This is a genomic window from Roseovarius sp. MBR-51, assembly GCF_053628575.1.
In genome coordinates this window covers 227,779-242,699 of sequence record NZ_JBRJGQ010000006.1, presented here as the reverse complement: position 1 = coordinate 242,699, position 14,921 = coordinate 227,779, and the positions used below count along the sequence as shown (strand labels likewise).

Here is a 14,921-nt window from a genome sequence, read left to right as displayed (position 1 = left end):
CCCGTCCTAGTGCGTGGTCTCGCGGCTGGCAAGTCTCGGCTGTGGCCTCGGGGACGTTGGGTGGTTAACCAAGCCCAGCGATTTTTAAACAAATTCCCGGAAACTTGTGCCAAGTTGAAGCAAGCGCGCGGTGCCTCAGGTGTGGATTAAACCGGATCAGGGAGGGTGGCGCAGGTGGTTTCAGGCTTTGGGTGGTGAGGTGTATCATGCCGGATGACAGAACGATTTCGCAGGTGCCAGTTGCCTCACGCGGTCTGCAGGCGCGGCAAGAGGCGGATTTGCGGGCCCTCTGCGGTTATTGGGAGGGGCTTTGTCAGCGTAACAGCGTGCCGCGCCGCTCTGACATTGACCCGCGCCGGGTGGGTGGGCTTTTGTCCAATGCCTTTATCGCCGAGCGTATCGCACCGGGTGTGACGCGGCTGCGGATTGCGGGACTGCATCTGAATGACCTGATGGGTATGGAAGTGCGGGGCATGCCGCTCACGAGCTTCATCGCGCCTGCTGCGCGTGAGACCTTTGCGCTCGCGTTGGTTGATCTCTTTGAGCGGCCTGCGCGGTTGGAGCTGGATCTGCATGCCAGAGCGGGATTGGGGCGGCCTGAGGTGACGGGGCGGATGATCCTGTTGCCGTTGCGCAGTGATCTGGGGGACGTGTCTCGCGCATTGGGCTGTCTGGTGACGCAAGGTGAGATCGGGCGCGCCTCGCGGCGGTTCGAGCTGGAGGCGGTCCGGGTGCTGCCGATTGGAACGGTCGCGGCGGACATGAAGCCCTTTACCGCCGTGCCGGGCGGTCTGCGCGACGAGGGACGCGGGCGCGGCATGAGCCGGGGGCGGGATTATCTGCGGGTCGTGAAGTAGGGACACGTGGGGATTGGTCTTGAGTCGACATTGCCCCCCCAAGCGCCCACGCGCGGCTTACCCTTGAGAAGAACGTCAGTAACAGACCAACCGCAACAGGGTTATACCCTGCTGCGATCAGTCCGTTTATCAGCCCGCTTCGGCCTGACGGCGTTCGAGGCGCAGCGACTTGAGTTCCTCGGCCACGAGGAACGCCAATTCCAGCGACTGGCTGGCATTGAGGCGCGGGTCGCAGGCGGTATGATAGCGGGCCGAGAGGTTTTCGTCAGAGAGCGCACGCATGCCGCCGGTGCATTCGGTCACGTCCTGACCCGTCATCTCGAAATGCACGCCGCCGGGGATGGTGGCCTCGGATTTGTGGATCGCAAAGAACTCGCGCACCTCGCGGAGCACGGAATCGAAGGGTCGGGTCTTGTAACCTGTCGCCGATTTGATCGTGTTGCCATGCATCGGGTCGCAAACCCAGAGCACATTGGCCCCCTCTTGCTCGACTGTGCGGATCAGGCGCGGCAGGTTGTCACCGACCTTGCCCGCACCAAAGCGCGCGATGAGCGTCAGACGCCCGGCCTCATTGGTCGGGTTCAGCGTGGCCAAGAGCCGCTTGAGATCCTCGGAGGTCATCGTCGGGCCGCATTTGAGGCCGATCGGGTTCTGCACGCCGCGCAGGAATTCGACATGCGCACCGTCGGGTTGACGGGTGCGGTCACCGATCCAGAGCATATGCCCCGAGCCTGCCAACCATTTACCGGAGGTGGAATCGAGCCGGCAAAGCGCTTCTTCATATTCCAGCAGGAGGCTCTCGTGCGAGGTGTAGAAGTCCACGGTCTTGAGCGTATGGGCGCTTTCGCTGTCGATGCCCGCCGCCTTCATGAAGTCGAGCGCATCAGAGATGTGATTGGCCATCTCGCGGTATTTTGCGGCTTTTTCGCTCTCGGTGAAGCCAAGCGTCCAGGCATGGACCTGGTGCACGTCGGCATAGCCGCCCGTTGAAAAGGCGCGCAAAAGGTTCAGTGTTGCAGCCGCCTGCGTATAGGCCTGCAGCATTTTTTCCGGGTTGGGGATGCGCGATTCCGGCGTGAAGGCCAGTTCGTTGATGATGTCACCCCGGTAGCTGGGCAGTTCCACGCCATCAATGACCTCAGTGGGCGCCGAGCGCGGCTTGGCGAATTGACCAGCCATGCGGCCAACCTTGACCACCGGCACTTTGGCCCCATAGGTCAGCACCATCGCCATTTGAAGCATCACCTTGAAGGTGTCGCGGATCGCATCGGCGGAAAACTGATCGAAGGCCTCGGCGCAATCGCCGCCCTGCAGCAAGAACGCCTCGCCGCGTGCGGCAGCCCCCAAGGCGCGCTTGAGGCGGCGCGCCTCACCGGCGAAAACCAGCGGCGGATACTGGGTCAGACGAGCCTCGACGCTGGCCAGAGCGGCGGCATCGGTATAGTCAGGCATCTGCACCCGCGGTTTCGCGCGCCAGCCTGTTTTCTGCCATTCCGTCATCGTCGTTACTCCGATTGTCGCATTATAAGCCACGTCAATAACAAAGGCACGGCCAAGAGGCCATATGAAACGCGCGGAAAAGCGTCGCAAATTAACCTTGCATCTCTTGTCAATCGCGACGGTTTCGTGACAGACCCGATAAAGGCCATTGTTCCGGAGATTCGGATGATCAAGACGTCAGAGGCCACTAAAATCGAGGTCAAGGCACCCAAAGCGCCGAAACGCTTTGTGTTTGTGCTGCTCGATAACTTTACACTTCTCAGCTTTGCGTCGGCGATTGAATGTCTGCGTATTGCCAATCGTATGGCGGAAGAAGAGCTCTACAGTTGGGCGCTTACCGGCGATTCCCAAGAGTTCATCACCTGCTCTGCCGGTGTGCGGTTTCATCTTGATTTTCCGCTGGCAGAGTTGAACCGGGACGATGTGGTATTGGTCTGTGGTGGTGTGGATGTGCAGGCCGCCGCGACCAAGCGCATGTTGAACTGGCTGCGCCGTGAGGCACGCAAGGGGCTGCGGATGGGCGGGCTCTGCACGGCGGCCTATGTTCTGGCCAAGGCCGGGTTGCTAGATGGCAAGCGCGCCACGATCCATTGGGAAAACCACGACAGTTTCATCGAGGAATTCGAGGACGTGCATCTGACCAAATCGGTCTTTGTGATCGACGGCAACCGGATGACCACGGCGGGCGGCACCTCTTCCATTGACCTGATGCTGAATATCATTGCCGATGATCACGGCGAGAAGCTGGCCAATGCGGTGGCGGATCAGCAGATTTACAGCTCGATTCGCACTGATCAGGACACGCAGCGTTTGAGCGTGCCGACACGGATCGGCGTGCGCCATCCGAAGCTGAGCCAAGTGATCCAGATGATGGAGAGCAATATCGAGGAGCCGATCAGCCCGGCGGTTCTGGCGCGCGAAGTCGGCATGTCGACACGGCAGCTCGAGCGGTTGTTCCGGCGGTATCTGAGCCGCAGCCCCAAACGGTATTACATGGAATTGCGTTTGCAAAAGGCGCGCAACCTGTTGATGCAGACCGATATGACGGTGATCAACGTGGCGCTGGCCTGTGGCTTTGCCTCGCCGTCGCATTTCTCGAAATGCTACCGGGCGCATTACAACACAACGCCCTACCGCGAGCGTGGCGCGCATTCGTCGCGGCTGTCTGTGTGACAGGGCGCCGCTTTCTTGAAAAGAGAGCGATTTAGGTCATCGCGAGAGCCGGTAGGCCGCACCCTGCCCCACGCTGAGAAACCAGATCGAGCCATCCGGGGCCTGTCGGATGTCACGGACGCGTTGGGTTTCGGAGGATTTGAGGCGCTCGACCTCTGTGAGCGGTGCGCCATCGAGACGTGAGATCATATCGAATTTCAATGAGCCTATGAAGATATCACCGCGCCAGTCGGGGAACATGTCACCGGTGTAGATCATCATGCCCGAGGGCGCGATGGAGGGATCCCAGTAATAGGCGGGTTGCTCCATGCCGGGTTTTTGCGTGCCGTCCCCGATCGTTAGCCCAGAGTAGTGACGCCCGTAGGAGATAACGGGCCAGCCATAGTTGGCCCCCTTGGTGATGCGATTGACCTCATCGCCGCCGCGCGCGCCGTGTTCCACGACCCAAAGGTTGCCCTGGGAATCCAGCGCCGCCCCTTGCGGATTGCGGTGGCCATAGGACCAGATTTCGGGCTCTGCGCCTGTCGTTTGGGTGAAAGGGTTATCGGCAGGGATGCGACCGTCACGGGCGATGCGAATGACCGACCCGTTCTGGCGGGCAAGATCCTGCGCCGAGGTGTCATCGCCCCGGTCGCCGATGGTGGCGTAGAGCATCCCGTCGCGCCCCTCGACCAACCGCGAGCCGAAGTGCCGCCCGCCGGAGGAGCCGGGTTCCAGCTCGAAAATCACCGTCCAATCAGTCAGGCGATCCGCGCCCGGAGCAAGGCGGGCATGGGCGATGGCGGTGCCTTGGCCACCCTGCTGGCGTTTGGAATAGGTGAAATAAAGCTGACGGGTCCGGGCAAAGTCGCGCGGCACGAGGATGTCAAGCAAGCCCCCCTGCCCGCGTGTGGCGATTTGGGCCACGCCGGTGATTTCGCTGCGTTGGCCGTCCTGCACGCGCAACAGGCGACCGCCCTTTTCGGTGATCAGCACGCCACCCTCTGGTAGAAAACCTATCGCCCAAGGCTCCGAGAGCCGGTCGACCATCTTGGTCACGGTGAGTTTGCCGACGCTGCTCTCAAACGCGTGGGCGGGATTGAGCGCGAGGGTGAGCGCGAGGATCAGGGGGGCAAGACGCAACATGAAGTCTCCTTTCCCCTAAGAGATAGGAAGGTCAGGCGCGTTTGCCAGCAATCTGCGCGATGCCCAGCACATCCAGAACGCGCGCCTCGATGTCAGAGGCGTTGAGGCGGGCCACGGCATACATATCCTCGGCGCTGGCCTGATCTATGAACGTGTCGGGTAGCACCATGGAACGGAATTTGAAGCCCCGGTCAAACACTTGAGCTTCGGCCAGAAAGTGACTGACATGGCTTGCAAATCCGCCGATTGCGCCCTCTTCGATGGTGATCAGCGCCTCGTGGTTCTGCACGAGATCGAGAATTAGTTTCTCATCAAGTGGTTTGGCAAAGCGGGCGTCGGCGATGGTCGGCATGATCCCGCGCGCGCGCAGGGATTCGGAGGCCTTGAGCACCTCAGCCAGCCGCGTGCCAAAGGAGAGGATCGCGACGCGCGCGCCCTCCTGAATGATCCGCCCCTTGCCAATCTCGAGCGGCTCGCCGCGTTCGGGCATGGTGACACCCATCCCCTCGCCGCGCGGATAGCGGAAGGCAATTGGCCCCTCGTCATGGGCCACCGCCGTGGCCACCATATGGACAAGCTCGGCCTCATCAGCAGCGGCCATGACCACGAAACCGGGCAGATTGGCGAGAAAGGCGGTGTCGAACGCGCCCGCATGGGTGGCCCCATCCGCCCCCACAAGCCCGGCACGGTCGATGGCGAAACGCACCGGAAGGCGTTGGATCGCCACGTCATGTACCACCTGATCGTAGCCACGTTGCAGGAAAGTGGAATAGAGCGCGCAAAAGGGTTTCATCCCGCCCGCCGCAAGCCCCGCCGAGAAGGTCACGGCGTGCTGTTCGGCGATGCCCACATCAAAGAGCCGCGAGGGGTAGCGTTCGGCAAAGAGGTTGAGGCCCGTGCCATCGGGCATGGCGGCGGTCACGGCGCAGATTTTGTCATCCTGACCGGCGTGAGCCAGCAGTGCCTTGGCAAAGACGCTCGTATAGCTCGGGGCATTGGAGGGAGATTTTCGCTGTTCTCCGGTGAGCACGTCGAATTTGGCGGTGGCATGGCCGCCGTCGCGGGCGCGCTCGGCGGGGCCATAGCCCTTGCCCTTTTTGGTCAGGACGTGAATCAGGATCGGACCATTGGCGCGGGCCTTGACGGTGCGCAGGACGGGGAGCAGTTGGTGAAGGTCGTGGCCGTCGATGGGGCCGAGATAGCTGAAGCCAAGTTCCTCAAAGAGCGTGCCACCGACCGTCAGCCCCTTGAGCATGTCCTTGGCGCGGCGCGCGCCCTCTTGAAAGGGGGGCGGAAGAAGCGAAATCGCGCCCTTGGCGGCGGCTTTGAAATCCTGAAACGGCTCACCCGCGTAGAGGCGTGAGAGATAGGAGGAGAGCGCGCCCACCGGCGGTGCGATGGACATTTCATTGTCGTTCAGGATGACGATCAGGCGCTTCTTGAGATGGCCTGCGTTGTTCATCGCCTCAAAGGCCATGCCCGCCGACATCGCCCCGTCACCGATCACGGCGATGGCGTCGCCAAGGCCGGTGGGGCAGTTGCCGCCCAGATCGCGGGCGACGGCAAACCCAAGTGCGGCGCTGATCGAGGTGGAACTATGGGCCGCGCCAAAGGGATCGTAGGGGGATTCCGAGCGTTTGGTAAAGCCCGAGAGCCCGTCCTTTTGTCGGATCGTGCGGATGCGCTCGCGACGACCTGTCAGAATCTTGTGCGGATAGCATTGGTGCGAGACATCCCAGATGATCTTGTCGCGCGGCGCGTCAAACACATGGTGCAGGGCGACGGTAAGTTCGACCACACCCAGACCCGCGCCTAAATGCCCGCCGGTTTCCGACACGGCCGAGATGGTTTCCGAACGCAATTCATGCGCCAGTTGCACCAATTGGGGATCTGACAGCCGTTTGAGATCCGCAGGGCTGGCTGTCTGATCGAGCAGCGGTGTTTTCGGGCGGTCGGACATCATGCCCCTCCGTGGGGAAATTTCAGCACATTCTAGCTTTGGCGCGAGATAACGAAGCGGGCAAGGTCTCGCAAGGCACCCGCGCGCGCCCCGTAACAAGATAGCGCGTCGCACGCCTCTTCAACAAGGCTTGTCGCGCGGGTGCGGGCGCCCTCAAGACCTAGCAGCGAGACAAATGTGGCCTTGCCTGCGGCGGCATCCTTGCCCACCGCCTTGCCTGCGGCGACGGCATCGCCGGTTACGTCGATCACATCGTCCTGAATTTGAAAGGCGAGGCCAAGCGCGCGGGCGTAGGTGCTGAGCGGGGCACTGTCGGCCATGGCCATGCGCGCCCCTGCCGTGGCGGCCCAGAGAATGAGCGCGCCGGTCTTGCCCTCTTGCAAAGTGGTGATCTCATCCAAGCTGAGCGGCGTTGTGGCGGTCTCGGCGGCGATGTCGAGCGCCTGTCCCAGCACCATCCCCTGCCCGCCTGCGGCGCGGGCAAGCGTGAGAGTGAGGTCGGCGCGCACCTCAGCCGGGCCGCAGTCGGGATGCGCCACCAATTCGAACGCCAGCGATTGCAGCGCGTCGCCCACAAGGATCGCGGTCGCCTCGTCCCATTTGACATGCACGGTGGGCTGACCCCGGCGCAGATCGTCATTGTCCATGGCGGGCAGATCGTCATGCACGAGGGAATAGGCATGGAGTGCCTCTATCGCGGTGGCGGGCCAGAGCGCGGATGTCTCAGGAACCGCATGCAGCCGCGCGCTTTCCATCACCAGAAAGCCCCGGATGCGTTTGCCGCCCTGCGTGGCATAGCGCATGCCACAGGCCACGGGGCCGGTGCCAAAGGGGGCCAGAACGCGGGTCATATGCGCTTGAATGACCTCGGCCTCGGCGGCAAGTCGCGCCTGCATCTGCGTCAGAGGCCGTCGACGGGCTTGGTGCCGGTGGGCTGGCCTTCGGCGTCAAGGGTGATGGCGGCGACTTTTTCCTCGGCTTCTTTCAGTTTTTCCTCGCACCGTTTCTTGAGCTTTGCGCCGCGTTCATAAAGCGTGATCGACTCGTCCAGTGCCACATCGCCCCGTTCGAGACGCCCGACGACCTGCTCCAGCTCTTTCATCGCCTGTTCAAAGGTCATCTCGGAGGGGGGGGTATCGGTCATGGCTGCGTCCTTCTGCGCGGGAATTCAGCACCGATCATAGGGCTGTGTGGCGAGGGGTGCAATTCGGTTGACGCCCCTGAGCGGCTGGGGGACAGTCGGGCCATGTCAGAGCCTGCTGCCCCCCTGCCCGATCTTGATGTGCTTGGCCGCGTCGATGCGCGCCTGCGGGCCCTTGTGACGGCGCATCCCGAGGTGGCGGGGCTCGATATTTCCGAGGTGCTGCGGATCGTGCCGGACAAGCGCGCGGTGCTCGCCGGGCGCTTGGACGGGCGCGCGGTGGTGGCGCGTCTGGTGGAGCCGAAATATTCCGAGGCGCTGGCCAAGGAATGGGCCGAATTGCAACGCATCTGGCCGCATATGCAGAGCGGGCGGTACTGCGTGGCAGAGCCGATCCTGCACCTGCCCGATGCGGGGTTGATGGTGATCGAACGGGTCAAAGGCGACCCTTTGCTGGAACATCTATGGCAGCAAGATGTCGGCGCACGCGCGCAGCATCTGCGCCCGGTCGCTGAGTGGCTGCGCCAATACACGGAGGTCAGTGAAAGCTGGCAGGAGGGCAATGCGACCGGGTGGTTGGCCAGAGTAGAGCGGGCAGCGGGCACGCAACCCTTTGCGCGGCTGCGCCGGATCGAGGCGGCGATTCTGACGCATATGCGCAGCATGGCGCGGGCGTTGGAGGGCGCAGATTGGCGGGTGGCGATCAGCCATGGCGACTATCACCCGAACAACCTTGTTCTGGGATCTGACCGGCTGACGGGGATTGACACTGGCGGCTCGGGGCGGATGCCCGTCTGCAAGGATATTGCACGGTTTCTGGTACATATGGGTCGACGCGGCATGATCCCGTCCGGGCGGCGCTATCTGGGGGTTGATGCGGAGGGTCTTGAGGTCTTTGCCGAAGTGTTCGCCTTGACCGAAATCGAGCGGTGGCTGTGGCTGCCGTTCTTTATTGGGGTGGAAGCCCTCATTCGGGTAGAGAACCGCACGCTCAAATCCAGCCGAATCCGGCGCGCAGAAGAGATGTATACCCTCTTGCTTGACGATCTGGCGGCGCGGTAAGCGGCCGTCAGGCGGGGCGTGTGATCAAGGCCTCTTCGAGGTCAGCAATGCGGGCGAGAAGAGGTGTTGTGAGAGCCTGCACCTCTTCGGCGCTGTGGCGCGGGGTGATATGTTGCGGGCAGTTCCAGTCGAAGCCTTCGACCGTGATCAGAAATCCCCGCTCGATCCGGGCGCGGTAATCGGGCATTTCCAGTTGTGCGAGAGTTGCCTGATCCTCGGGGTCGATGACGCGGGCGCGGCCAAAGAGTTTCAACCGGGTGCGGTTGGGGTAGTCCATGAAAAACATCGACACGCGATTGTCCGTGCTCAGGTTGCCGAGGCTGATATATTGGCGATTGCCGCGAAAATCGGCGAACCCCAGGGTGCGGCTGTCCAGCACCCGCATAAAGCCGAGCGGGCCGCCGCGATGCTGGATATAGGGCCAGCCGGTTTCCGTGACCGTGGCCATGTAGACTGAGTCACGCGCCGCGATGAAACCGGCCTCGTGTTCGGTCAGGTGCTGGTTCACCGCATCGGGCTGATGCTGCATTCGCGCATAGGACGTCCGGCTGCCTTGCAGCTCTTGCTGTTTTATGACCGATGGGGTGAAGGCGATGTCGGCGAAATGATGGGGCATGGCATCCTCTGGGTCAAAGGCCAAGATCGGACAGGCCGGGGTGATCGGCGGGGCGTGGCCCTTGCGGCCAATGGAATTTGCGGGCGCTCTCTTGGATTGCTTGATCATTGATGCTGGCAAAGCGCAGGCGCATGAGGCCCGCCTCGTCGAAGTCCCAATTCTCATTGCCATGGCTGCGAAACCAGTTTCCAGCATCGTCGCGCCATTCATAGGCAAAGCGCACGGCGATGCGGGTGTCGGCAAAGGCCCAAAGTTCCTTGATCAGACGATAGTCGAGTTCGCGGGTCCACTTGCGTGTCAGAAAGACCTTGATCTCGTCCCGGCCCACGGGAAATTCGGCGCGGTTGCGCCAGCGGCTATCGGGGGTGTAGGCCAGCGCAACACGTTCGGGATCGCGGCTGTTCCAGCCATCCTCGGCCATGCGGACCTTTTGGGTGGCGGTGGCATGGGTGAAGGGCGGACGGGGCGGACGGGTGTCTTGGGTCATGGGGCTCTCCGATCGGGGGATGTGACGCGGCGGCGGGCCGCGCCACAAGAGTGTTTCAGGCGGCAGTGCGCAAGGCAACCGTTGGAAAGTCGATCTCGACCTGCGTGGCCTTGCCCAAAAGGTTGGTAAAGATGTTCATTGCGACATGGGTGATGATCTCGACGATCTCGGCGTCGGAATGCTCCGCTGCGCGCAGGGCGGCGAATTCGCTTTGGCTGACTTGTCCGGAATGTTCGACGAGCGTGCGGGCAAAGGTGAGCGCCGCCTCGGCCTTGGCATCCGCCGAGCGGCCTGCGCGGTTGGCCAGCATCTCATCCGCATCCAGCCCTGCCTTGCGGCCAATCGCGGTATGGGCGGAGACGCAATACTGACAGCCGTTCTGTTCTGCCACCGCGAGAGCGATGCGTTCGCGGGTCAAAGGATCGAGCACCCCTGCCCCTGCAATGCCATGCAGTCCGAGAAAGGCCTGAAGCGCCGCGGGAGAATTGGCGAGAACCCGGATGAAATTGGGCACCATGCCAAGCGCGGATTGCACCGCGTCTAGCAGCGCCTTGGCCTCTCCGGTGGCGGTTTGCGGGTCGATGACGGATACACGGGCCATATTGCGGCGTCCTTTTGTCTGAGGGGCAATGCGATCCTGCACTGCATGGCGGTAATCTGGTGCAGATTGGTCTTTGAAAGAATAGATGAAATGTGGAATAGTTTATTTCTCTGGGAGTAATAGTTTATGAACCGCTTGCATGAGATCGAAGTCTTTATCGCCGTGGCGGAGGCGGGCAGTTTTGCGCGGGCCGCGACGCGGTTGCGTCTCTCGCCGCCTGCGGTGACGCGGGCCGTGGCCGCCCTAGAGGATCGGTTGGGCACGAGGGTGTTCAATCGCACCACACGCAGCGTCACGATCACCGACGTCGGTCGGCGGTTTCTGGAGTCGGCGCGGCGCGTTGTGAGTGATCTGGAGAGTGCGGAGCGCGAGGCGGTGGGAGAGGCCGCCACGCCGCAGGGCCATCTGACAGTCACGGCCTCGGTCACATTCGGGCGGGCGGCGCTGGCGCCGTTGGTCTGCGAATTTCTGGCGCTCTATCCGCGTGTGACCGTGTCGGTGCTTTTGCTCGACCGGGTGGTCAATCTGGTCGAGGAAGGGGTCGATGTCGCGGCGCGTATCGGGCCGCTGCCGGATTCCGGGCTGATGGCCCGCAAGGTCGGGACCGTTCACAGGATTCTGGTGGCGAGTCCGGCGTATCTTGTGGCGCGCGGCGTGCCGGTGACCCCGGCGGACCTGCGGGATCATGCGGTGGTGGGTTTTACCGGGTTGATGCCAAATCGCGAGTGGCGCTATGTCAACGGGTCTAAAATCGGGTCGGTGGCGCTGCATCCGCGTTTTGAGATCAATGATGCGGCGACGGCGATCGAAGCGGCGGTGCAGGGGCACGGCATAACGATTGCGCTATCCTATATGGTGGCCGACCTGATCGACGCGGGCCGGTTGGTGCCGGTGTTGCACGCCTATACTCTGCCGCCGCAGCCGGTGCATCTTGTCTATCCCGAGACGCGGTTGGTTGCGCCCAAGATCCGCGCATTCCTCGATTTTGCGGCTCCGCGACTGAAGGCGAGTTTACACGATCTCACCCTGCGCGACGCCGGTCCGTAGAGCTTTTCGGGCTCGCGAACATATTTGTATGAGATCAGAGGAAGATAAAATGGTCCAAGGTGAGTCGCGCCGCCGTGATCCCCTCAACGAGGATCGTGTTGCCGTTCACGGTCATTTCCGCGCCCGCCGCCGTGTCGACAATGCCCAAAGCATCGACAAACCCCTCAATTCCGTTGCCGTTGTTGATAATGTTGGCCTCGCCCGTTGCTGGATCGACGATCCGGATGAACAGGCGGTCGACGCCATCCTCGAAATCGGTGATCACGTCGCGCTCACCGTTGACAAAGGCGGAGAAGACGAATTGATCCGCGCCTGCGCCGCCCATCATAAGATCATTGCCAGTCCCGCCGTTGATCGTATCATCGCCCCTGCCGCCGTCGATCAGATCGTCACGGCCACCCCCGGCCAGAAAATCATTCCCGTCGCCGCCGAAGATTTCGTCATCGCCCTCGCCGCCGCCCACGTTGTCGTGACCCGCCCCCGCGTTGATCGTATCACGGCCTGCGCCGCCGCCGATGTCGTCATCATCGACGTTTCCGAAGATCAGGTCATTGCCAAAGCTGCCCGAGATGCTGTCCTTGCCAGCCCCGCCCGAAAGCATGTCGTTTCCGGCACCGCCTGCAACCACGTCATCGCCAGTGCCGCCCAAAACGGAGTCGTCGCCAAAGCCCCCGCCGATCACATCGTCGCCCTCACCGCCGTCGATCGTATCGTTGCCCGGACCGCCGCCAATGAAATCTCTACCCGGACCCGCATTGACCAGATCATCCCCGTCCGAGGCTGATATGGAATCATTGCCACCGCCACCTTCGATATGGTCGTTTCCAAGGCCGCCCGACAACATGTCTGCACCCGCCAGACCGAGCAGCGTGTCGTTGTGATCGGTGCCAATGAGCATACTGCCTCGAGCAAGGGCAACGGCAAAAACATCGGGGTCGTCCAGAATTTCGACCATGACATCTGCCACGCGCAGCCTCTGGTCGGAGAACTCTATCCATTCCACGCCGATCAGATCATCTGTGCCGAGCGCGGAGACAACCCTTAGCCCGTCGCTCGTGAGGCTGAACGCGGCCGAGGCGCGTGTGATCGTGTCGAAGACTGCCGCATCCTCGCCAAGGTCACCCCGGATCACGTCATCGCCCGCGCCCCCCTCAAGCAGATCATCGCCTGCGCCGCCAAGAAGGGTATCATTGCCCTGCCCACCGTTGAGGATGAAACGCGGTGTGAGAATTTGCGTATGGTGCGTCTCTTCGCCGGGTATGTCTCCGAGGCTGAGAGGGTCATCCCCTGTGACGACCGAAACGACCCGGCGCGCGGTGCCGATGCTGGCCGCGATGCCATCGGTCACAGCCTCGACGTTCAAATAGACCAGTGACCAGGCCTGCATGGTGAGTAGAAAAGCGTCCAGCTCTTGGGCACTGACGAGATCTATCAGGTCTGTCTCGATCACGACCTGGGCCGCCGCTTCATCCTGGCCCCCTGCGCCGCCGTCCCAAAGTTCGGACCAAGACACCCGGTAAAGGGTAGCCGACGGATCACGCACGGCGCTGAAATCCAGCGTCAGGGCGTTTTCGGATCCGCTGCGTTCCGAGAGGATGAACAAGGTTTGCGGGCCGGCCTCAAATCCGTGGATCGACACATTGCCTGCGTCCCGAAAGTCCAACGAGGGTGTCATGCCAACCGTCTGGGTCAGTTGGGAATAGGCCTCGCCTGCGGTGGTGAGATGGCCACGACAGAAACAGACCAAAGTCACCGAGCGGCTGAAATCGAACAAGGACGGCCAGAAGTGCGCGACAGTGACATCATGTGTCACCATTTCGTAGAACATATCGACATTCAACGCGGCCTGCTGGAGACCACGGTTGTTGCCGTAGTCACCCCCAGTGGTTCGGCGCACGTTCCATTCGGTGATGTAAAAATCCAACTCCGGCAGGGTCGGATCCCGTCCTGCGAGGGTGTCGCGCCAGAATTGCATTTGGCTGAAGCCGAATTGCTCTTGGGTGTCGGCGGCGTCGAACCCGCCGTCGAGGTAGTAATGTTCGCTCACCCCGTCGATGGCATTGGCGGCATCGGATGTGTCAATGGACAGAAGGGCACCGTTGCCCTCCTTGACGGGTATGGTGTCCTGAGCAAAGGCCGAGAGGATGGCGATGTTCTGTGAGCGGGCCGTGCCTTGAGAGGGGACAACCACCTGTGTGAGTTGGTCGACGGGAGGACTACTCGCGTCACCGATTTGCTGCGGGACATAGACGAAGCCCGTGGTGGCATCGACGTAAAGGGTTCCATCGCCATTGGGCGAAAAAAGACCGGCCGAACTGAGGGTCTGAACCACGATATCCGGTTGATCGGCGCGTTGAATGCCAAGATCAAGCAAGGTGGTTTCAATTGTCTGGGATACGGCGGCTGCCAGATTGCCGTATTCCTGCGCCGCCATCCGTCCCGATGCCCAGAATTCGTTGCCGATTTCAAAGGCATCGACGGTCACGCCCATGGCCGTGGCTTCTTGCACCGCCATTGCGACGAAATCCGCCACATCCGCGAGATAGTCGGCGGACAGGATGCGGCTTCCGTAGGTCCCGGCCAAGAGCGCCTCGCCCGCCGATTGCGTGAACCCGACCGAGGTGGGAATGACAAGCGTCGTGCTCGTACCAAGTGAGGCCGCCAGGTCCATGAAGTCCGAAAACGCAATCAAATCCAGATCGCCGGAGTTCTCGTAGGAGCCGATCATCCGGTTATGGCTTCCGCCCGCGATATCCGAAATGTCGAAATGGGTTTCGGTGATCGTGCCGCCTGGATACCTGAGATTGGTGATTCCGGCCTCGCCAAACCGGTCAATGACGTCCTGCCGTAAGGATACATCCGTGGTAAGCGTGAGATTGGCGCCAAACATCTCTGAGGAGATTGTGGTCCTTGACGTCTCATCTGTTTGGTCAACAATATGCAGCATTGATCGGGTTCCGTCCAAACGTAGACTTGGCAAATATTTCGGAAAAACAACGGCCTATTGGTTAATTTGCACTGTGTCTCAGATGCTCGTGCAAGAACCGTGCAAAGTTATGGGGCAACGGAAGTAATTACTCTGAGCATTCAAAATACACCTTAAAGGTGAGTTGATCCAGAAACCGCCTCCAAAAACGCGAGTCGCGTTTAAAGCGCATTTCAACGCCTCACCCACTGTGGCGGCACATCGTGGCCATGGCCTCTGGAGCGTCTGGGTTTGACAGGATGACGCGGGAGATAGCGGTCTTTTGCCGCTTTCAGGGCCCCGTGGACGATTTTCATGTCGAAACGTCCGCATTTAATCTTTATGAGGGCGTCAAATCGCTAAACAGACCCCATTTTTGCAAGAACG

13 protein-coding genes are annotated in these 14,921 nt (G+C 61.5%); 4 read left to right on the top strand and 9 right to left on the bottom strand.

Going from position 1 to position 14,921, the window contains the following annotated elements:
* Nucleotides 1-206: 206 nt before the first annotated feature.
* A complete protein-coding gene (locus tag ACSSVY_RS10950; RefSeq protein WP_454269589.1) occupies nucleotides 207-857 on the top strand; it encodes a PAS domain-containing protein in 651 nt (216 codons plus the stop codon).
* Nucleotides 858-986: 129 nt separating this feature from the next.
* Here ACSSVY_RS10950 and ACSSVY_RS10945 read toward each other — a convergent pair whose 3' ends face one another.
* Nucleotides 987-2,357, bottom strand: coding sequence for a class II 3-deoxy-7-phosphoheptulonate synthase (locus ACSSVY_RS10945; RefSeq protein ID WP_454269648.1), 1,371 nt, complete (start codon nucleotides 2,355-2,357; stop codon nucleotides 987-989).
* 165 nt (nucleotides 2,358-2,522) lie between these two features.
* On the opposite strand from ACSSVY_RS10945, the gene ACSSVY_RS10940 reads away from it, so the two are divergent.
* Nucleotides 2,523-3,530, top strand: coding sequence for a GlxA family transcriptional regulator (locus tag ACSSVY_RS10940; RefSeq protein ID WP_454269588.1), 1,008 nt, complete (start codon nucleotides 2,523-2,525; stop codon nucleotides 3,528-3,530).
* 36 nt (nucleotides 3,531-3,566) lie between these two features.
* Here ACSSVY_RS10940 and ACSSVY_RS10935 read toward each other — a convergent pair whose 3' ends face one another.
* Genes ACSSVY_RS10935 through ACSSVY_RS10920 form a run of 4 tightly spaced genes read right to left on the bottom strand, consistent with a single transcriptional unit; the run spans nucleotide 3,567 to nucleotide 7,759 of the window.
* On the bottom strand, nucleotides 3,567-4,655 hold the full coding sequence (locus ACSSVY_RS10935) for a PQQ-dependent sugar dehydrogenase (protein ID WP_454269587.1): 1,089 nt from the start codon (nucleotides 4,653-4,655) through the stop codon (nucleotides 3,567-3,569).
* Nucleotides 4,656-4,686: 31 nt separating this feature from the next.
* Nucleotides 4,687-6,615: a 1-deoxy-D-xylulose-5-phosphate synthase gene (gene dxs / locus ACSSVY_RS10930; RefSeq protein WP_454269586.1), complete on the bottom strand. Its 1,929-nt coding sequence runs from the start codon at nucleotides 6,613-6,615 to the stop codon at nucleotides 4,687-4,689.
* Between the two features lie 32 nt (nucleotides 6,616-6,647).
* Nucleotides 6,648-7,511, bottom strand: a complete 864-nt coding sequence (locus tag ACSSVY_RS10925) for a polyprenyl synthetase family protein (RefSeq protein ID WP_454269585.1) — start codon at nucleotides 7,509-7,511, stop codon at nucleotides 6,648-6,650.
* Between the two features lie 5 nt (nucleotides 7,512-7,516).
* On the bottom strand, nucleotides 7,517-7,759 hold the full coding sequence (locus tag ACSSVY_RS10920; RefSeq protein ID WP_454269584.1) for an exodeoxyribonuclease VII small subunit: 243 nt from the start codon (nucleotides 7,757-7,759) through the stop codon (nucleotides 7,517-7,519).
* Nucleotides 7,760-7,861: 102 nt separating this feature from the next.
* Here ACSSVY_RS10920 and ACSSVY_RS10915 point away from each other — a divergent pair, with 102 nt between their 5' ends.
* Nucleotides 7,862-8,818, top strand: coding sequence for a phosphotransferase (locus ACSSVY_RS10915; RefSeq protein ID WP_454269583.1), 957 nt, complete (start codon nucleotides 7,862-7,864; stop codon nucleotides 8,816-8,818).
* Between the two features lie 7 nt (nucleotides 8,819-8,825).
* On the opposite strand, the gene ACSSVY_RS10910 is transcribed toward ACSSVY_RS10915, so the two are convergent.
* The 3 genes from ACSSVY_RS10910 to ACSSVY_RS10900 are packed head-to-tail and all read right to left on the bottom strand — an operon-like array spanning nucleotide 8,826 to nucleotide 10,522.
* Complete coding sequence (locus ACSSVY_RS10910; protein ID WP_454269582.1) at nucleotides 8,826-9,434, bottom strand: pyridoxamine 5'-phosphate oxidase family protein; 609 nt, start codon at nucleotides 9,432-9,434, stop codon at nucleotides 8,826-8,828.
* Nucleotides 9,435-9,447: 13 nt separating this feature from the next.
* Nucleotides 9,448-9,921 carry a nuclear transport factor 2 family protein gene (locus tag ACSSVY_RS10905; RefSeq protein ID WP_454269581.1) on the bottom strand — a complete coding sequence of 158 codons (474 nt, stop codon included), beginning with the start codon at nucleotides 9,919-9,921 and terminating at the stop codon, nucleotides 9,448-9,450.
* A gap of 55 nt (nucleotides 9,922-9,976) precedes the next feature.
* The gene (locus ACSSVY_RS10900) at nucleotides 9,977-10,522 is read right to left on the bottom strand and encodes a carboxymuconolactone decarboxylase family protein (protein WP_454269580.1); all 546 of its coding nucleotides are present in this window, start codon (nucleotides 10,520-10,522) and stop codon (nucleotides 9,977-9,979) included.
* Between the two features lie 126 nt (nucleotides 10,523-10,648).
* On the opposite strand from ACSSVY_RS10900, the gene ACSSVY_RS10895 reads away from it, so the two are divergent.
* Nucleotides 10,649-11,569, top strand: a complete 921-nt coding sequence (locus ACSSVY_RS10895) for a LysR substrate-binding domain-containing protein (protein WP_454269579.1) — start codon at nucleotides 10,649-10,651, stop codon at nucleotides 11,567-11,569.
* A gap of 34 nt (nucleotides 11,570-11,603) precedes the next feature.
* Here the strand turns inward: ACSSVY_RS10895 and ACSSVY_RS10890 are convergent, their stop codons facing one another.
* The gene (locus ACSSVY_RS10890) at nucleotides 11,604-14,459 is read right to left on the bottom strand and encodes a calcium-binding protein (protein WP_454269578.1); all 2,856 of its coding nucleotides are present in this window, start codon (nucleotides 14,457-14,459) and stop codon (nucleotides 11,604-11,606) included.
* Between the last annotated feature and the right edge of the window lie 462 nt (nucleotides 14,460-14,921).